The organism is Pseudomonas sp. 1 R 17, from assembly GCF_900067035.1.
In the GTDB taxonomy this organism is placed as follows: domain Bacteria; phylum Pseudomonadota; class Gammaproteobacteria; order Pseudomonadales; family Pseudomonadaceae; genus Aquipseudomonas; species Aquipseudomonas marginalis.
On sequence record NZ_FKLB01000020.1, the window covers coordinates 172,892 to 192,026 of the forward strand.

The 19,135-nt window shown below is 56.4% G+C and carries 17 protein-coding genes and 1 pseudogene; 4 read left to right on the forward strand and 14 right to left on the reverse strand.

The genetic code is table 11. From position 1 onward, the window contains the following. Positions 1-30: 30 nt before the first annotated feature. Both BFP99_RS05205 and BFP99_RS05210 read right to left on the reverse strand, forming a co-directional pair. On the reverse strand, positions 31-1,824 hold the full coding sequence (locus BFP99_RS05205; protein ID WP_065946799.1) for a thiamine pyrophosphate-requiring protein: 1,794 nt from the start codon (positions 1,822-1,824) through the stop codon (positions 31-33). Between the two features lie 17 nt (positions 1,825-1,841). Beyond that, positions 1,842-2,699, reverse strand: a complete 858-nt coding sequence (locus BFP99_RS05210) for an SDR family oxidoreductase (RefSeq protein WP_065946800.1) — start codon at positions 2,697-2,699, stop codon at positions 1,842-1,844. A gap of 306 nt (positions 2,700-3,005) precedes the next feature. Here BFP99_RS05210 and BFP99_RS05215 point away from each other — a divergent pair, with 306 nt between their 5' ends. Continuing rightward, complete coding sequence (locus BFP99_RS05215) at positions 3,006-7,151, forward strand: CheR family methyltransferase (protein WP_065946801.1); 4,146 nt, start codon at positions 3,006-3,008, stop codon at positions 7,149-7,151. A gap of 7 nt (positions 7,152-7,158) precedes the next feature. Here the strand turns inward: BFP99_RS05215 and BFP99_RS05220 are convergent, their stop codons facing one another. The 3 genes from BFP99_RS05220 to BFP99_RS05230 are packed head-to-tail and all read right to left on the reverse strand — an operon-like array spanning position 7,159 to position 8,360. Further along, a complete protein-coding gene (locus BFP99_RS05220) occupies positions 7,159-7,602 on the reverse strand; it encodes a DUF421 domain-containing protein (protein ID WP_065946802.1) in 444 nt (147 codons plus the stop codon). 8 nt (positions 7,603-7,610) lie between these two features. Further along, entirely contained in the window at positions 7,611-8,126 is a 516-nt protein-coding gene (locus BFP99_RS05225) for a hypothetical protein (RefSeq protein ID WP_065946803.1), read from the reverse strand. 12 nt (positions 8,127-8,138) lie between these two features. Beyond that, positions 8,139-8,360, reverse strand: a complete 222-nt coding sequence (locus tag BFP99_RS05230) for a PLDc N-terminal domain-containing protein (RefSeq protein ID WP_065946804.1) — start codon at positions 8,358-8,360, stop codon at positions 8,139-8,141. Between the two features lie 220 nt (positions 8,361-8,580). On the opposite strand from BFP99_RS05230, the gene BFP99_RS05235 reads away from it, so the two are divergent. Continuing rightward, positions 8,581-8,880: a hypothetical protein gene (locus BFP99_RS05235; protein WP_065946805.1), complete on the forward strand. Its 300-nt coding sequence runs from the start codon at positions 8,581-8,583 to the stop codon at positions 8,878-8,880. Next, positions 8,880-9,164 carry a hypothetical protein gene (locus tag BFP99_RS05240; protein WP_065946806.1) on the forward strand — a complete coding sequence of 95 codons (285 nt, stop codon included), beginning with the start codon at positions 8,880-8,882 and terminating at the stop codon, positions 9,162-9,164. Before BFP99_RS05235 ends, BFP99_RS05240 begins: the two co-directional genes overlap by 1 nt. A gap of 891 nt (positions 9,165-10,055) precedes the next feature. Here the strand turns inward: BFP99_RS05240 and BFP99_RS05245 are convergent. Both BFP99_RS05245 and BFP99_RS05250 read right to left on the reverse strand, forming a co-directional pair. Next, on the reverse strand, positions 10,056-10,613 hold the full coding sequence (locus BFP99_RS05245; protein WP_256098078.1) for a dihydrodipicolinate synthase family protein: 558 nt from the start codon (positions 10,611-10,613) through the stop codon (positions 10,056-10,058). A 29-nt stretch (positions 10,614-10,642) separates the two neighbouring features. Beyond that, positions 10,643-11,338 (reverse strand): B3/B4 domain-containing protein, encoded by a 696-nt coding sequence (locus tag BFP99_RS05250; RefSeq protein ID WP_065946807.1) that lies wholly within the window; start codon positions 11,336-11,338, stop codon positions 10,643-10,645. Positions 11,339-11,498: 160 nt separating this feature from the next. Here BFP99_RS05250 and BFP99_RS05255 point away from each other — a divergent pair, with 160 nt between their 5' ends. Then, complete coding sequence (locus BFP99_RS05255) at positions 11,499-12,101, forward strand: helix-turn-helix domain-containing protein (RefSeq protein WP_065946808.1); 603 nt, start codon at positions 11,499-11,501, stop codon at positions 12,099-12,101. Between the two features lie 470 nt (positions 12,102-12,571). Here BFP99_RS05255 and BFP99_RS31735 read toward each other — a convergent pair whose 3' ends face one another. The 7 genes and pseudogenes from BFP99_RS31735 to proX form a co-directional block, all read right to left on the reverse strand. After that, positions 12,572-12,724 (reverse strand): GntR family transcriptional regulator, encoded by a 153-nt coding sequence (locus tag BFP99_RS31735; protein WP_176719681.1) that lies wholly within the window; start codon positions 12,722-12,724, stop codon positions 12,572-12,574. A 106-nt stretch (positions 12,725-12,830) separates the two neighbouring features. After that, positions 12,831-14,321: an aldehyde dehydrogenase gene (locus tag BFP99_RS05260; RefSeq protein WP_065946809.1), complete on the reverse strand. Its 1,491-nt coding sequence runs from the start codon at positions 14,319-14,321 to the stop codon at positions 12,831-12,833. Between the two features lies 1 nt (position 14,322). Next, positions 14,323-15,225, reverse strand: coding sequence for a dihydrodipicolinate synthase family protein (locus BFP99_RS05265; protein WP_065946810.1), 903 nt, complete (start codon positions 15,223-15,225; stop codon positions 14,323-14,325). Positions 15,226-15,266: 41 nt separating this feature from the next. Then, positions 15,267-15,509 (reverse strand): annotated as a pseudogene (locus BFP99_RS31740) (MFS transporter); the annotation flags it as partial. Between the two features lies 1 nt (position 15,510). Further along, on the reverse strand, positions 15,511-16,830 hold the full coding sequence (locus tag BFP99_RS05270; protein WP_065946823.1) for an NAD(P)/FAD-dependent oxidoreductase: 1,320 nt from the start codon (positions 16,828-16,830) through the stop codon (positions 15,511-15,513). A 102-nt stretch (positions 16,831-16,932) separates the two neighbouring features. Next, on the reverse strand, positions 16,933-18,003 hold the full coding sequence (locus tag BFP99_RS05275; protein WP_065946811.1) for a GlxA family transcriptional regulator: 1,071 nt from the start codon (positions 18,001-18,003) through the stop codon (positions 16,933-16,935). Positions 18,004-18,101: 98 nt separating this feature from the next. Then, complete coding sequence (gene proX / locus BFP99_RS05280; protein ID WP_065946812.1) at positions 18,102-19,127, reverse strand: glycine betaine/L-proline ABC transporter substrate-binding protein ProX; 1,026 nt, start codon at positions 19,125-19,127, stop codon at positions 18,102-18,104. Between the last annotated feature and the right edge of the window lie 8 nt (positions 19,128-19,135).

The following is a 19,135-nucleotide window of genomic DNA, read 5'->3' on the forward strand; positions in this document are numbered from 1 at the left end:
GCTTTGGCTGCGCGGGTGCGCAGGCGTTCGTTATTTTTTTGCGCCTCCTGGCAGAACGCTGGTCAGCACTTGCTTGGCGGTTTGCACAATCACCCCGGCTTCATCCGGGTCGCCTTTGAGCAACGTGGTGGCGAACTTCCTGGCCTGTTCCAGTTTGATATGCGGGGGAAGTGGCGCCACGTCGGGGTCGGTCTTGAACTCGATCAGCACCGGTACATCCGAGGCCAACGCCTGTTCCCAGGCCGCAGCCACATCCTCCTCGCGCTCGACGAAAATCCCCTTCAGCCCCAGCGAAATCGCAAACAGGTGATACGGCACATCAGGAATGGTTTGTGAAGCCTCAAACTTGGGGTCGCCTTCCATCACGCGCTGCTCCCAAGTGACCTGGTTCAGGTCTTCATTGTTGAACACCGCACAGATCCATTTAGGGCTCTGCCACTGCCGCCAGTATTTGGCCACGGTGATCAGTTCGGCCATGTTGTTCATCTGCATCGCGCCGTCGCCCACCAGCGCGATCACGGTGTTCTGCGGGTGCGCAAACTTGGCGGCGATAGCATACGGCACGGCAGCCCCCATGGACGCCAAGCCACCGGACAGAGAACATTGCATACCACGGCGGATCTTCAAGTCGCGGGCATACCAGTTGGCACAGGAGCCGGAATCGCTGGTGATGATGGCGTGGTCGGGCAAGCGTGGAGACAGCTCGTACACCACGCGTTGCGGGTTGATCGGTTTGGCTTTTGCCAGGGCGCGTTTCTCCAGGGTTTTCTCCCAGCCAGCACGCCACCCCTCGACCTTTTTGCGCCATTTACGCTGAGTCTTGTGGGTGAGCAACGGCAACAACGCAGCCAGGGTCTCGGCGGCATCGCCCACCAGATTCACCTCCATGGGATAACGCAGGCTTAACATGTCGGGTTGCAGGTCAATCTGCACCCCACGGGCCTGGCCTTCCTTGGGCAGGAACTCTGAGTAAGGAAAACCCGAGCCGATCATCAGCAAGGTGTCGCATTCGGTCATCAGCCTGTAGCTGGGCTCGGTGCCCAACAGGCCGATGCTGCCGGTAACCCAGGGCAAATCGTCAGGGACTGCAGCCTTGCCGAGTAACGCCTTGGCCACCCCGGCGCCAAGCGCTTCGGCGACGGCGATGACTTCATCGGTGGCCGCCAGCGCCCCTGCGCCGACGAGAATCGCAACTTTCTCACCGGAATTCAGCACGTCTGCGGCGCGCTGTAGATCCGCCTCATACGGCACCACTCGCGGTTTTGAATAACCCACCCCCGAGTGCACTGTGCCGTGGGCCCTGGCGGGCGGTTCGTAGGAAGCCTCCTGCAAATCGTTGGGCAGGATGATCGCCGTCACTCGGCGCTCACCGACCGCCGTGCGTACGGCCCGGTCCACCAAGTGACGCACCTGGGATGGCACCGTAGCCTGCTGCACGAATGCCCCTGCCACATCCTTGAACATCGACACCAGATCCAACTCCTGCTGGTAATGCCCCCCAAGCGCCGCCCGCGCCTGCTGCCCGACAATCGCCAGCACCGGCATATGGTCCATTCGCGCGTCATAGAGCCCGGTGATCAGGTGCGAGGCTCCTGGCCCTGAAGTCGCGATACAAACGCCCAGCTCTCCCGTGAATTTGGAGTGGGCCGACGCCATGAACGCGGCCATTTCCTCATGACGGGCCTGAATGAATTCGATCTTGCCCTGCGCCCGGCTTAACGCGCCGAATACACCATTGATACCGTCACCCGGGTAACCAAAGATTCGGGTAACCCCCCATTGGCTGAGTCGCTCAACCAGAAAGTCGCCTACTGTCGTCGTCATCGAATGCCTCGCTTCATTCAAAGAATGGGTTTGCCACCTGTTACGCCGTAGCGTTCACCGGATATATAACTGCCCTCATCCGACGCCAACAGCACATAGATGGGCGAGACTTCGACTGGCTGGCCGGGGCGCCCCAGCGGTGTATTGCCACCAAAGTTCTTGACGGAGTCCTCGGTCATCGTCGACACGATCAATGGCGTCCAGATTGGCCCGGGCGCCACACTGTTAACGCGAATACCGCGTTTGCCGAGCATCTGCGCCAGGCCTGCAGTGAAGTTGGCGATCGCGCCTTTGCTCGCCGCATAGGGCAACAGCGTGGGGTTGGGCGCATCGGAATTGACCGAGCTGGTGTTGATGATCGAACTGCCCTCGGCCATGTGCGGCAGCGCGGCCTTGCAGATGCGAAACATCGCGGTGACGTTAACGTTAAAGGTCTTAAGCCAATCCTCGTCGGGAATGTCTTCCAGGCTTTCGTAGGTCATCTGGAACGCCGCGTTATTGACCAGTACATCAATGCGTCCGAACTTCTCCACTGTGTCACTGACCGTCGCCGTACACTGATCCGCGTTGCCCAGGTCACCGGGTAGCAACAGGCATTGACGACCCGCCGCCTCGACCCACCGCGCGGTTTCCTTGGCGTCTTCATGCTCATCCAGATAGGAGACCGCCACGTCCGCGCCTTCGCGTGCAAAGGCGATGGCCACCGCACGGCCAATGCCGCTGTCGGCCCCGGTGATCAAGGCTATTTTGTTGGCGAGGCGGCCCGAGCCTTTATAGGTCTGCTCACCGCAATCAGGCATCGGATCCATCTTGCGCTGTTGACCGGGTACGGGCTGCTGTTGCGCCTTGAATGGTGGTTTTGGATAACTGTTCATCGGTCTCCCTCCTGGCTGTGATTACTTTTGCGAGGGTTGGCCGGGAGGGTAAGTTCAGATGGATTTTAATAAAATCAGATAACCGTTCAGGCGCAGCCATGCCATTTGTCAGTCTGAATAAACCTTCTGAAGGTTGCGTACCTCAACCGTAAGGTAAAGGTTTGTAGGGTCAGCGACATTCGAGATTCGAGGCATTCTTCTGCACGCAGGTTTTCAGCTATATTTCACTTCCTGTTCAGCCCTCGCCCTCGCTTAAGATTTTCCCTCCACGCTCTTCGCGTGCGCAGTTAACCAAGGTTGGTATTTATGAAGTCTGCCCCCCCGCGGTCCCCTAACGTTCCGCAACGCAAGGATCTGATTCCCTGCAACCTGGACTTTCCGGTGGTGGGTATTGGCGCGTCTGCGGGCGGGCTGCAAGCAGTCAAGGCGTTTTTTGAGCACATGCCCAAAGACTGCGGCATGGCGTTCGTGGTGATTCTGCACCTGTCCCCCGATCATCAGAGTGTGGCGGACAAGATCATCCAGGAATCGACCCGTATGCCGGTGTCGCAGGTGAGTGGCACGACACCCATCGAAAAGAATCAGGTGTATGTCATCTCGCCAGCACACCTTTTGAACATGAACGATGGCTATCTAACAGTATCGCCAACGGTTCGCGAAGGTGGTTCGCATATCGCTATCGACCTGTTTTTTCGCGATCTGGCCGACACGCATAAAGAGCGGGCGTTTTGCCTGATCCTGTCGGGGACCGGATCAGACGGCGCGGTCGGCCTGTCTCGAATCAAGGAGCAGGGCGGGATCACTCTGGTACAAAGCCCGGAGGATGCAGAGTTCGATGGCATGCCGTTGGCTGCCATCGAAACGCAAATGGCCGATCTAGTGCTTCCGGTGGTGGAAATGCCGCAGAAATTGCTGGAGCTGTGGTGTAATGCTCAATCGATCATCCTGCCCACCGCTGGCGATCCCGAAATCAATACCACCCCGCCCGCAACCGAACGCGATGCCGCCGTTGCGGAGCAGTTATTGCTGGACATCCTGATTCAGCTACGAGCCAGTACTGGGCACGACTTCAAACACTACAAGCGCGCCACAGTGTTGCGCCGTATCGAGCGCCGCTTGCAAGTGACCGCCCAGCCGGACCTGGCGGCCTATTACAACTTCCTCCAGGGACACCCAGACGAAACCAAGGCGTTGCTCGGCGACATGCTGATCGGCGTGACCAACTTCTTCCGCGACCGCGAAGCCTTTGAAGCGATTGAACGTGACGTGATACCCAACCTGGTGAAGTCACTGGAAGACAGCGTGCCGCACCGTGAGGAGGTGCGCATCTGGTCGGCCGGCTGCTCCACCGGCGAAGAAGCCTACAGCCTCGCGATGCTGGTGGCCGAGCAACTGGCGCTGGATGCCAGCGGTGCCAAGATGCAGGTGTTTGCCACTGATATTGACGAGCGTGCAATCACCCACGGCCGCAACGGCGTATACCCCGAGGCGATCATCACCGACGTACCGCCACCGCGGCTGCGCCAGTACTTCGCCAAAGAGAAAAACCAGCACTACCGGGTACGCAAGGAAATTCGCGAGAAGGTCTTGTTCGCCAAACACAGCCTGCTGGCTGATCCGCCGTTCTCCCAGATCGACCTGATCGTGTGCCGCAACCTGTTGATCTACCTGGACCGCGAAGTGCAACGCGACATCCTGCAGATGTTCCACTTTGCGCTGCGCCCCGGTGGCTATCTGTTCCTCGGTTCCTCGGAATCGGCCGACGGTTGCCTGGACCTGTTTGTACCGGTGGACAAACGAAACCGCATTTTTCGGGTGCGTGCCGGCTCCTCCGCTATGCGCCGCGCCCCAACCATGCCGCGAGGCGGCTACCTGCGCCCAAGCACCGCGTCGATTGCGACTGAAATCAAGGCGCCCAGCAAAGTTTCGTTCGCGGATATCCACCTGCGAGCCTTGGAAAAAGCCGCGCCACCCAGCGTAATCGTCGATATCCACGCCGACATCCTGCACATGAGCGAAGGTGCCGGGCGGTTCTTGCGCTATGTCGCCGGGGAAGTTACCCACAATCTGTTGGCCCTGGTTCATCCCGACCTGCGCCTCGACATCCGCACCACACTCTTCCAGGTCCAGCAATCGAATATGCCTGTGACCTCCCGCAAAGTCCGCGTCCAGCGCGAGCAGGGCTCCTTCATGGTGGACATTACCGCCTGCCCTTATCGCGATGACGCGACCGAAAGCGACTATGTGCTGGTGATCTTCCAAGAAAGCGAAATCGATCCACAACAGGCAGATACCACGATTGTCAGCCACGCAGAGAACGCCATCCTGCGCAACCTTGAGCGGGAGCTGCAACGCACCAAGCTGCACTTACAGGACACCATCGAACAGTCGGAAGTCTCAAGCGAGGAGCTAAAGGCCTCGAACGAAGAAATGCAGGCGGTCAATGAAGAGTTGCGTTCGGCCACCGAAGAACTGGAAACCAGCAAGGAAGAACTGCAGTCGATCAATGAAGAGCTGTTGACCGTCAACTATGAACTCAAAACCAAGGTAGAAGAGACCGACAAGGTCAATGACTACCTGACCAACCTGATCGCCTCCACCGATATCGCCACCGTATTCGTCGACCGCAATATGCGCATCCGGTGGTTCACGCCACGTGCCACCGATATCTTCAGCATGCTCCCGGTGGACACCGGACGCTCGTTGATGGACATCACGCACCGCCTGGATTACCCGGAAATCACTGAAGACGCTGCGACTGTGTTTGAGTCGCTGAGCATCATCGAGCGGGAAATCAGCAGTAAGGACGATCGCTGGTACATCGCACGATTGTTGCCCTACCGTTCCAGCGAGGATCATATCGACGGCACGGTGCTGACCTTCATCGATATCACCAAACGACGCCAGGCAGAGGAGGAACTGCGCCTAGGGGAAGAGCGCATGCGCCTGGTGGCCGAGAGTACCCACGATTTTGCAATTATCATCCTTGATGACCACGGTGCCATCACCGATTGGAACACCGGTGCAGAGCTGATCTTCGGCTACAGTAAGGGCGAAGTGCTGGGCGCCTATTACGACTTGATTTTTTCACCGGAGGATCGCACCGCCGGCGTACCTGAGAGCGAGCTACGCGCGGCGCGCGAACATGGTCGGGGTGAAGACGAGCGCTGGCATGTGCGCAAGGATGGCAGCCGGTTCTACTGCAGCGGTGAGGTCACACAGCTCAAGAGCGACAGCTTGCAGGGCTACGTCAAAATCGCCCGCGACCTCACCGGCCACAAACGCACCCAGGATGAGCAAAGCCAGCGCCTGATGGAAACTCAGACAAAGAGCCATCTCAAGGACGAGTTCTTTGCGGTTATGTCGCACGAACTCAAGCATCCACTGAACCTGATCCAACTGAACGCGGAGTTGCTGCGTCGCTTGCCCGCCACCAAGGCCGCAGGCCCGGCGATCAAAGCCGTGAATACCATCTGCGAGGCGGTGTCCAGCCAGGCGCGGATCATTGATGACCTGCTGGATGTCGCCCGGGTTCGCACGGGCAAGCTCAAGCTGAAAAAGCAACAAATTGATCTGATTCGCACGCTGCAGGACATTTATGGCGTGGTGCTCGCCGATGGGCATCGACGCCAGGTGACACTGCAGACGCCTTCGGATTATGGACCACTGATCGTCGACGTCGACCCGACGCGCATTGAGCAAGTGATCTGGAATCTGGTCAACAACGCGCTGAAATTCACCCCGGAGGGTGGCCGGGTGCAGTTGGTGCTCAGCCGCGCGGACGGGCGCGCCCAGTTGGACGTGATCGACAGTGGCATCGGCCTGGCCGACGACAGCATGGAGAAGATCTTCGACCTGTTCGGGCAGGCGGAAAACCAGCACCAGACGCATCAACGCGAGGGCCTCGGAATAGGCTTGTCCCTGGTACGTCAGTTAGTTGAGGCTCACGAAGGCTCGGTCAGTGTCCATTCCAGAGGGCTGGGATTTGGCTGCACCTTCTCGATATGGCTGCCATTGTGCGAACAACAGAATCATCTGCCACCTGCTGACGGTGCGCGGGGCGACGATGAACGCCTTCATGGCGTCAAGGTATTGCTGGTGGATGACTCTGCCGAAGTGCTCGAAGTGCTGAATTTGTTGTTGGAGATGGAAGGCGCTCAGGTTAGCGCCTTCAATGACCCACAGACTGCGCTGGAAACAGCCCGCGATGCACAGTACGACTTGATCATATCTGATATTGGCATGCCGAAAATGAACGGCCATGAGCTGATGCAGAAGTTGCGCACGATAGGCCACCTGCACCAAGTGCCCGCCATTGCCCTCACAGGTTACGGTGCCGGCAGTGACCAGAAAAAGGCGGCTGAGTCGGGCTTCAGCACCCATGTGAACAAGCCGGTCGCGCACGACTCCTTGATTGATCTCATCGAAAAACTCTGTCGCTTACGGCGTTAGGTTGGGTCTATTCAGAAGGAATGACGGAAATTTTTCCGTTGCGTTCAAGGATCGCGAATTTGATCTGATTGATCTCCACGATGCCTTGAGCGGATCGGGCGGCTTCAAGAATATCGCTTTCATCCAATCGCGCACGCTTGAGGCGCTCATGGAGCACATTGCCATGCTCGACGACTATCGTCGGGCCGCCATCAAGCAGGCGGGAAAACCAGCGTGAACGCTGTTTGACCAGGGAGAAACCAATGTCTATTGCAATCAGCGTTGCGATCACCAGCACCGCATTGGTCAGCGAAAAGTCGTCGCCCAGCAACGCCTGCTGGGTCGCCTCGCCAATGACCATCAACAGCACCAAATCGAAAGTGGTCAGCTCCGCAAGCGAACGCCGGCCAGCGATCTTGAACAGGATCATCAACACCAAGTAGATAGCCGCTGCCCGTAACACCGAATCCATGATGCCCCCTAGGGATAGATGAATTGTGAGAATCCCAATGAGGCGCCGGTTGGCAGCGAAACGCGCGTCGTAAAACTGCCCACACCGTCGCTGCGCACCGTCAGGTGCACGATCGCCTGCCCTGCGTCGTCGCTGAGCACCCACAGCCTTACGCCCTCGCCTGCGGCACTTGCCTTGAGCGGCTGCGGTTGCAGCATTTCAACTTCAAAGCCGCGCAGCAATTCGCCGCTGATTTCCACTTCCAAGGGCTCGCGGGGTTTGCCCTCTAGATGGACGATCAACTTATCGGAAGAACCATTGCGCAGGAACCGCTGGTACTCGACCCGCAGCTGCCCATCGGCACTGCGTGCCTCTGCGCTGCTCAGCGGCCCTTTGGAGAATACCCCTGCCAAGGTGAGCCCGATCAGCGCTACCAAGCCGTACCAGCCCAATCGCTCGAAGCACCAGACCTTGCGTTGCAAGACCATGTCCTCATCGACCGGGTAATTGCGGCTGTGCAGATCCCGATGAACACGCTCCTTCATACGGTCCCTTGATCAACCCTTACTGTGTTCTGGAGAGGACGGACCTTTGGTGATGCCGCGCGGACCCGCAATCGCCCAAATAGCCAACCCCACAAACGGTAATACTGCGACCAACGCCGTCCAACCCGCCTTGCTGCCCGTGCTGTTATCGCTACGCCAGACGCTATTGAGGACCCATAAGTCCAGCAACAGCAGAATGACCATCAGGCCAATCCAGAAATAGGTAACTTGCATGACGTACCTCCCGGTTACTGGTTATAAGTCGTTAGGTTTGAGGCGCGGCGATGAGGTTCAGTTTTTTTGAGATGGCGAAGCGTCGATCTAAAAAGGCGATAATTTAGGCGCAGCTGAATCGCTGAATTAATCGATATTTCAGAGAAAACCAATTTGATACAAGGGCCTCGCAAGCGTGTCACACCACCATAGAGAGACCTGCTGATGAAGGATTGAAGCCATGCAACACAATAACAGCCACACAAAAATGATGGCCTGCCGGCAGTTGGCCATGGAGCAAAATCAAAAGCTTTTCAACCAGGCCAATGCCCTTAGCAACAGCGCGTTCGACTTGCTGGAGCACCCTGATTTCGATAGCAAAATGTTTGATGAATATCTGCGCCTTCGCGGCAAAGCCGAAGCGCTTTTCCATGAAGCGATTGATCATCTCGGCGTGCTCAATAAATATTTCCCAGCGCCCACAATAAGCGCGGCGGCAAAGGACGGAAAAGTTGCCAAGCGCGAGAAGGAGGTGGCGTGATGAAAGACTCTCAGCGCGCGTGGGACCTGGCAATGGTGCTAATCGCAAATGGTAAGATCCCTTTCGATCCCGCCAATTTGGACGGTTCGGTGAAAATACTCTCGCGACATTTGGAAGCGCTGGAAACGGCACTTCATGAGAAGGCGATTCTGGCAGATAAACCGCTTGCCCGAACGATGCACCACGAACACTTGCCCATGCTCGGTGGTCGCAAACCTGCGTTGGTGAGTTCCTCCACGCCAACGAGTGACGCTCGCCATATAAAGGATGCCACACTCCCATGATCGCGTGTACCTACGACCAACCGCGCACACGCTAAATCGACATTACAAAGCTGTGCCGCTAGGAAGAGCAGATTCGAACAAACTTTGCCGGTGTGCGATGAAGAAATGCTGCAAACCGCCTGAACGGGATGATCGCAGCACAATCGACCTGGCTTAATGTGACTCGTCTGCGCGTAGATCCCCCATTCATGCCAAGAAGGTTAAAGCAAGCACTTGAAGGAAATTGTCCGGCGCATGAACGCCTTTGATTTATCTTTCGTCCCGTCGCGTATCTCTGGAGCCGCCAATACCCAAACAGCGACTTGTTATCCAGGTATTCTCAAATCCACACTTATAAAGTGTCGTCTGATCTCGATTTTACTAGGTTTTCAAAAATAACGGTTCGTGACAGGTTCACCGCAACATCGCCGTGGCCCTCATCTTCCAAGCGAGCTATCAGTTCGGCGAGAAGCTGAAGGAATAGGCGTATGCCAGAGATGCGGCTTATGGCACCGTATCTGTGTGTGACGTGATAGCTCATGTTTACCTCACGTATTAGTGGTCTAACCGCCTTAGTCTGTTTTAACCCTTAGAATTGCTCGCTAGAAATTAGCCAAAATTTCAAATGAGCTACCACTGGCTTGAGCATCAAAGTAATCAGATCATTCTGCGCATAACGCAAATATTAGAAGTAAAGTCTTTGGCCGATAGCTGGCCATTTCATCTGGCTGCTTTCGACCCAGAGCTGTCGGTGGCGATAGGCAGTCATCGGACAGGAGCTGCCGTTCAACCTCGAGTTGCTAGCGGCTGCGCAGCAAACTTCCGAGGTTGACGACTACGCAACTGAGCCCTTCTTCCTTCAGCACCACCATTGCCCTTTCAAGTGAAAGTTCAGATGAACTCATTCTCTTTTCAGACAAAACCTAGAAACGGACGCGACTCAGCCACGACGATAGTCCTGGCCAGGTGCGGCGCGTCGGGGACGCCCGGAATTTTGATTGATCTGACGTTGGGTAACTCCGCGATACGCCCATGTAACTCATCGGTAAACTCGAAATGGGTGGTACCCGGATTGTCATAGACACATAGCGGGACTGAGACGTTGGCCGACACCATTTCGTACATCGAAAAAACATCGTCCTGAGTCAGTTTTTGATACGACACGGGTGGCAGCAATAAGGCTTTGACTCCCACGGCTTGCGCATCCTCGGCCAGCAGCAAAACGTCGCGTGTACGCAGCGCTCCGATGCTCACCATCACAGGCACACCCTCCGCCGCCTCTACCGCCAACTGCGCAACTCGAGAACGTTCGGCGCGAGAAAGATACGCATAACTTCCGGTGGATCCGAGAGCCCCGATGGAATCTACTTTCGCCGCCACCAGTTGCTGCACAAGACGGGTAAACGCATTTTCGTCCACCCCTCGCACATTCATAGGTGTCAGAGGAAATGCACTAAGGCCGGTAAACATCGTCATCACTCCTTGCAGTGGCTTGTCGACTATTTGACCCCAAGACCAATCAGTGAGCTTTCGATCTGGACGCCTGGCATCATTTGCTGCAACCCTTCGATCAGCTTGTCCCCCGCTTCCGTCAAGGCTTCAAGCGGCATCGCCGGCAAGCTCTCCAAAATGAACCACATGCTCTTCGCGTCAGCACCGAGACGGGTTCTGACACCTTGCCGCCAATTCCAGCGACGGCAGGTCACGCCTTTGTCATCGCGCCAGACAACCTCGCCGGGGTCTGGATACTCGAAAGCAGGAGCGCCCTCTTTCATGGTGTCAAAAGGCTCGGTGCCATCGGCGACTACCAGCCGTGGGGAGCCCACATAGGCTTCAATGTTTTCCCCGCCAACAGGGATGGCGTACTCAATACTGATTGCGTTGTAGAGATCGACGATGGGATCCAGGCTCGGCAAGCTTCCGTCACGTAGAACCCGTTTACGCAGCGCCTCAGCTGAACAAGGCGTCCGCTGCGGCTTTGCGCCGAACTTTCGGAATGTCTCCGCCCATGCGGCCAGGTGCGCTTCTCCCCAGCTTGGCCCACCTTCCTGCACGGCCTTGCAAGCGCGATCCAGCGCAGACTGAGCAACCTCAGGATGAATCAGCGGCGCAGCTCCCACCACAATGCTCAGGGCCCTGAACTCCGGAGCCAATTCTGCAACGGCTTGATCGATCAACGGCAGTACGGACAGCATCAAAAACCTCCAGGAACCTAAATGTCATTTCATGCTAGTCAGCGACGACCAATAAAGTCAATATAATGACCACCAACATCTAATATAACGGCTGAGCCGATTGACGCAGCTACTGATAAAGGCCGAAAATCCCAGCAACTTTTTCTAATGACCCTCATCAATGACCACGAATACCAGCCTGTCGACTACCTCTGGTGCTGACGCTCAAGCCGTCAGCCTGGCCGTCGCGCGCACGCTCAAACAGGCGCGCAAAGCAAAGAAGATCACGTTGGATGAGCTTTCCCGCCGCTCAGGGGTGAGCAAAGGAATGGTCGTCGAAATAGAGAAATGTACGGCGAACCCCAGTATCGGCATCCTTTGCAAAATCGCCGCCGCGCTTGGACTGTCTGTTGCAGACATCGTCAATGTGACCGAAGCCCCCTCCGCCCATATCATCGACAGCCAAGACATCCCCACGCTCTGGACCGGTGACCTGGGAGGAACGGCGCGCCTCCTGGCGGGAACATCCGGCCCTGATATGATCGAGCTGTGGCGTTGGGAAATGCATCCAGGCGAATCTTTCGCTTCACAGGGGCATCCTCAGGGCACGCTTGAACTGTTTCATGTGGAGAAAGGCACGCTGAAATGCGTGGTAGGGGAAACAGAGTTGGTCATCCCTGCGGGGAGTTCGGCAGTGGCGAAAACCGATGTACCTCATTCCTATTCCAACGCTGGCAGATCCAAGTTGGTGTTCACCATGTCCGTGACGGAGATGCATCAGTAGATACCGGCAGACTGGCAGCCAGTGAACATATACAAGGCGGGCGAACCAGCCAATTTCAAAGGGGCTGTGTCACCGAAAGCCATCAAGCCCCACGTAGCATCACCGCCAGGGCGCGCACTCGCAATTGCGAGTGCATCGCATGCAACCGGGGGCAAAACTGGGGGCATATTTGAAATTTTTCTGCCTGAAAACATTGTTCTAGAGCCAAGTCAAAATGTTTTTTGGCGCCCCTGAGAGTCTCTAGGCATCGTCGGACAGACTGTTTATCTGATCATTTCTGCCTTTTCACAAACCATGGGGCTTCATTCACTTCCAGTGGGTTGTTACATTGGGGGCACATCTGAGGGCATGCTTTGGATGGTTTGAAAAGGATGCCCCAGCCTAATACCCAATCAAAAAGTCGCGGCGTATTTGCCTGCCCCAATTAGCTGACTCTGGCGCCATGATGAGATCGGATAACCCCGTATCCTTCACCTGACCGGCGGATGGATATCCCTGATAGACGTAAGAGAAACGCCATGCTGAGCGCTTAGCGCCACTTCATCGAGCAACTGATCGGGCGGCAGTTGCAATGTCAGGATCTGTTGCTTCAGCCGTTCGTAGAGACCTTGCTCGCTCTTCACGACAACTCCGTCGGTTGCTTCCAAGCTCGCCCCCACCCCTTTACAGCCTCGAAATTGCCCCAGTCCCGCGACTGGGGCGATAAGGCCGTCACACCCTCTGCAGCACTCAGGAGGCGTCGATCCAGATGGTTTTTATCTCGGTGTATTGGTCGTGCGCCCAGATGGATTTGTCCCGCCCACCGAACCCCGACTCCTTGTAACCACCGAAGGGCGTAGACGCATCCCCCTCTCCAAAACAGTTGACGGTCACAATGCCGGCGCGGATGCCACGTGACAGCTTCAATGCATTGCGCAGGTTGCCGGTATACGCCGACGCAGCCAAACCGTAGGCCGTATCGTTGGCCAGTTCGATGGCCTCATCGAGGGTATTGAAGGTGGTGACACTCAGCACAGGGCCGAAAATTTCCTCTTGGAACAGGCGACTGCTACGCCCTACTCCGTCCAGGATGGTCGGTTCTACGAAGATATTCTCAGAGGTATTGCCGCCCGCCAAAACAGTCAGTTTTTCGTCCTTGGCGTGCTCGATGTAGGACCTCACCTTCTCAAAATGCGCTTTGCTGATCATCGAGCCCAGGCGGTTGTCCGGGTCGAGGGGGTCGCCCATCTTCCAGTCTTTCAGGTGCACCTGAATGCGCTCAAGCAGCGCGTCCTTGATATCGGTGTGCACGAGCAGGCGCGAAGACGCCGAGCAGTTTTCGCCCATGTTCCAAAAGGCACCGTTCACCACATGCTGTGCGACTTGGTCAATATCCTCGGCATCATTCATCACCACCGCTGGGTTTTTGCCTCCACATTCCAGCACGATGCGCTTGAGGTTGGATTCACTGGAGTACTTGAGGAAAATCCGCCCCGTTTCGGTCGAGCCGGTAAAGCTGACCATGGCCACGTCACCATGCCGGCCCAACGGTTCACCTGCCTCCTTGCCACCACCAGGCACCACGTTGAACACGCCGGCGGGAACGCCAGCTTGATAAGCCAGCTCAGCAACTCGCAGCGCGCTCAGGGTGGTTTCCTTTGCCGGCTTGACCACGATCGAGCAACCTGCGGCCAACGACGGACCGATTTTCCAGGCGAGCATCAGCAGCGGGAAATTCCACGGCAGCACCAGGCCCACCACGCCGATAGGCTCGCGTACCACCATAGTCACAGCGCCCGAACCCACCGGCGCGGTAGCGTCGTAGATTTTGTCGATCAGTTCAGCGTGCCAACGCAACGTGTGGATCGTCTCTGGGACATCAACGTTCTGGCACTCGCGGATGGGTTTGCCGCTGTCCAGGCTTTCAAGTACCGCCAGTTCGTGCGAGTTGTCTTCCAACAACTGGGCAAAACGCAGCAGCACGCTTTTACGTGCAGCAGGTGAAAGACCCTGCCAGCGTGCATCCTCAAACGCTGCCTTGGCAGCCGCCACAGCCTCGTTTACGTCCTCGGCATCACAGGCCGAAATCTCGGCCAGTACGTCACCGGTGGCCGGGTTGGTGGTGGTGAACGTACGGCCCGATTTCGCGCTGCGAAACTGGCCGTCAATAAACGCCTGAGTGCGAAACTCAAGCTTGCCAGCCAGTTCGCGGTAGGCTTCTTTACTCAGCAGATCAGCCATTTCAAGCACCTCCCACAATGTGCGCGACGTTTTGCTTAAGCGTTTGGATCACCGCTTTGAGCGCCTGCTTCTCGGACTCTTCCAGCGCCTGCAATGGCGCACGGACACCACCGGCACGCAAGCCGCTCAGCTCACTGCCATGCTTGATCGATTGCACAAACTTGCCGCCTTCAAGGAAGTCCATCAACGGCAGCAGGGCCGACATGATGCGGCGGCCTTTGTCGAAGTCCTTTTCAATCACGCAGGCCTCATACAGCGCAACGTGTTCGCGAGGAATGAAATTGGAGCCGGCGCATACCCAGCTGCGAGCGCCCCAGGCGAAGAACTCCAGGGCTTGGTCATCCCAACCGCACGAGATCTGGATCGAAGGATGGGCGCAGGCCAGGCGATGCAGGCGATTCATTTCCCCGGAGCTTTCTTTGATCGCTTCAATGTTCTTGCACTGCGCAATCGCTTCGAAGAACTCATCCCCCATGGCCACCCCCATACGCGCCGGGTAGTTGTAGAGCATGATGGGCAGGCCTGCTGCCTTGTCTACCGCCAGCACATGGGTGGCGATTTCTTTTTGAGTGGGCAAGGCATAAGGCGGAGAACCCACCAGGATCGCATCTGCCTTGATCGCCTTGGCTTGTTCAGCAAAGTACACCGAATCCTCGGTTCTGATCCCGCCGGTGCCGACAACCAGTGGCAGACGACCTTGCAGGACACTCTTCGCACGTTCAGCCACCGCCAGACGCTCAGCAGGCGTATGAGCGTAATACTCGCCCGTGGAGCCGCCGATAATGATGCCGTGAACCTTGGACTCGACCAGGTATTCAAGCACTTCATCAAAGGCCGAGTAATCAACTTGCCCATCCGAAGAGAGCGGAGTTATCGCGGGGGTAAAAATGCCGTCAAAGTTCATGCTGTTTTCTCCAGTAATTCCAAGGGTTGATCCAGGGGTTGCTAATTCAACGAGGCGGCTTGTTGCAGGTTGAGTGACCGCGTTTCAGGCGCCAGCACCCAAGACAACACGAGCCCCACCAACGAAATGGCGGCGGCGACATACAGGGTCTCGGCGACCCCTAACTTGCTCAATGAAATCGGCACCCAGTAAGTGCCCGCGGCGGCGCCGATGCGTGAGAGCGACGTGCCTACGCCGACCGCAAATGCGCGATTTTCTGTGGGAAACAGTTCATTGGGATAAACCTCAGCTTTCTCGACCGGCGCGGTACTGCCCCCATTTAAGATTTGCGTTGACACCCAACGAGAGAAACGGCTCCGGCGGGTTACTGTTCGGCCCGGGTGCGTTCAATAGAAAGTCGATCCGTTCATCACGTTGGCCCGCGAGCCACTCTGCAAGCAGTTGTCCTGTCACTGTGCCGCGGGTCACGCCTAGGCCATTGCAACCCAACGCGCCATAAACGTTGGGGGCCAACTCACCGAAGAAACCGTTGTGGTTTCGAGTCATGGCCAATGCACCGCCCCAGGTGTATTCGAAATTGACGTTGGGCAACATGGGAAAGCGTTTATCAAACGAGGCTTTATGACGGCGTATGAATCGCTCGTTATATCGACTGTCGCTGCGGCCGTCGGGGTTAAAGCTAAAACTGTTTCTGATCAGTAAGCGATTATCCGGCGTACGCCTGACGGTGGTCCCAAATGGATCAGCTGGGATCGCGCCCCAATACGGTTTTCCACCGAGTTGTGCCTGCTCTTCTGACGTTAACTGCCGCGTAATACTGCCGTAGGTATAGATGGGTAGCATCCGGCCCTTGAGGAAACCAAAGCGCATGCCAAATGAGTTGTTCGCGAGGATCAGCTTGTCGGCGGTGATACTTCCATTGGCATGTTTCAGTACGGTTTTCGCACCGTACTCAACTTCGAGAATCGGCGTACGCTCATACAACGTCACGTTGGCTGGCAGATGGTCAGCGAGCCCCTTGACCAGTGCCGATGGCTGAAGCAGAACGGCACCTGGCGTATATAAAGCTTTGCGGTAGAAGTGCGTACCCAAGTGATGAGGCAGCTCATCTTGCTCAATCATTTGATAAGGCTGATCCAACTTATCCAGCCCACGCCGATAGGCTTCGAGTACCGCGATGCCGCGGTCCTCCACGGCCGCCTGGTACTTGCCGCAGGCCTTCATCTGACAGTCGATGCCATGTTGATCGACCAAGTCGCGCAGGATGGACTGCCCTGCCAGATTGAGCTTCAGGCTAGACTTGGCAAGGGCGATGTCGCCGATGTAATCCTCAGCGCCGATATCATGGGGCAGATCGATAGCGAACCCGGCATTCCTGCCGGAGGGCCCGAGACCAACCTCCTGAGCCTCAACCAGCACGATCTCGTCATTCGGAAAACTCATCGCCAGTTGCCGGGCTGCCGCCAGCCCGGTAAAGCCCGCACCAACAATCACCCAACGGGCGGTACTGTACCCGTGGTGGGCGGGCTTAGGCTTACGCGGCCGGCTTAAATGAAACCAGCCACAGCTATTATCGTCGGCGGGTAACGAGGTAACTTTCATAATAGTAGGACCGTAAGTTGAATGCATTACCGGGTCCAACACAACACCATGCGCAGGACGAAATAAACTAAATAACTAACCGACGACACAACGGCCAAACGCGTTTCAAAAACCTGCCGCAACTGCATAGCGTTCCGAATTGCTAAAGTCGCTGGAATAATAGTTATCCCTGAACGTCATGGGCGGCAGGCCGAACAAATCCTTGAAGCGCTTATAAAAGTGCGGATAGCTGACAAAACCGGTAGCGAGTGCCACGTCCGTCAACGAGCGATTACTTTGAATAATCAGTTGGCGGGCGCGGGTAAGTCGCAGTTCCAGGTAGTAGCGGTTGGGCGCCGCGTTTAAATAGCGCGCAAACCTGCGCTCAAGCTGTCGACGCGAAACCCCCACGTGGCTGGCGATCTCATCGATCTCCATGGGTTCTTCAATGTGGTTTTCCATCAGGGAGACCGCAACGTTCAGCGGGCGAGGAACCGGTTTAACCAGGCTGACAGCACCAAGGGTTACAGTATTGAATTGAGGCTTTTTGGGTTGATGTACACGTTTGATTTCATCCACGAGATCAGCATCGCGCTGTGAGCTGAGGTCCTGCATGATTGCCAGGATCATATCCAGCGCGGATGAAGCACCAGCGCACGTCGCGCGCCCCTGGGTAAAGGTGTATTCGGACTCCCCCGTTTTCACTTGGGGGTAATACTCGTTTATCAACGCACAGCTATCGGCATGACAGGCGCAATCCTGGTCATGGAGCAAGCCCGCATCGGCCAGGTAAAACGCAGCATTCCATACACCAGCGACGATGCCCCTTCCCCCTGCCGCCTTTTTCAATGCGCGGCGAATGGAGGGGTTGCTGGACAGCCTTACCCGCTGGCCACCGATAACCACAAGAGCATCGTGATTGATTTTTTCAACGTTCAAACGTTCCGAGGACAACGGTATGCCGATATCACTTTCAACCAGTCCGCCCAAGAGCGAATACGTCGCTACTTTGTAGACGGTATTACTGTTGATCAGATTGCCGGTCGCCAGCGCGTCCATCGCTGTTGAGAGTGCAGTTAATGAAAAGTGGTCGAGCAAGATGAATGCCACTCGTACAACTTTTTCATGACCGACCGAGTCGGTAGTTTGCCGAAATCCAATATTCTGGAACTTCAACGAGCTTTGGAAGGTATCCATTATCTTCGCCACCTGATCACTTTATTACGTAAAACAAACGCAGCCGGTCCCGCGTACGGCCAGCTCAATCGAGCTGGCAGCACTTTCCTTGCTGTTTTCTATTGCTTGGCTGCGGCGCGCGCGTCACTCAACCAACCATCGTATTGCGCCTGGTGAGCCTTGATCCATTCGGCCGCATGGCGCTTGATGTCAGCGAGTGATTTCTCACCCTTTTGCATGCGCAGGTTCTGGGCACTTTCGTCGTCCGTGGTGATACTGACTTCCGACAGAAACTTGCGAGCCACCGGGTTCTTCTCGGCAAACTCTTTGTTCATCACAGCGTTAACGGTATCCACCGGGAAACCGAGATTTTTGCCCTGATAAAAGGTGTCTTTACTGTCTTGTCCATCAGGCAACGCGGTGAACGGAACCGGCAGCCATACGACGTCGCGCCCTTCCACCAGCACGCTGGAGATCCATTGCGGCACCCAGGTGAAATACAACACGGGTTTGCCCTGCTGGAACCTGGCGATAGTGTCTGCCATCAGCGCGAAGTAAGAACCCCGGTTGTCCACGACGGTTGGGCCCAGGCCATAGGCTTTCATGTGGTACTCAACCATCACTTCGCAACCCCAGCCGGGGTTGCAGCCGGTCATGTCTGCCTTGCCATCGCCATTGGCGTCGAACAGCTTGGCGATCTCCGGCTTCTTCAAATCCGAGAGATCCTTGATGTTGTATGCGTCGGCTGTTTTCTTGTCGATCATGTAGCCCTGCAACACGCCCTTCATGACCTGGCCAACTTTCACCATGGTGTCGTCGCCGCCGCCTTTCTTATAAAAGGCAGCGTGGAGGTTCTCCCACTCATGCACGGTGAAATCCGCGTCGCCATAGGAGAGCGCCAGGAACATCGCGGGATAATCAACTTCCTTGGGGGCCTTCACGTCATAGCCAAGATCTTTCAAGCCTGCAATTGCCACCTCACCGCGAAAACGCTCTTCAGCAATAGTCGGGAAAATAGGCGTGATGGAAACACCGTTACCCGGTTTGTTTGCATCAGCGGCATACGCTGCCGAACATATAGTTGCACCCAACATGGAGGCCATCAGGGTCGCGACGACGGTTTGCTTGAGATTTGCAAGTTTCATATTTCACC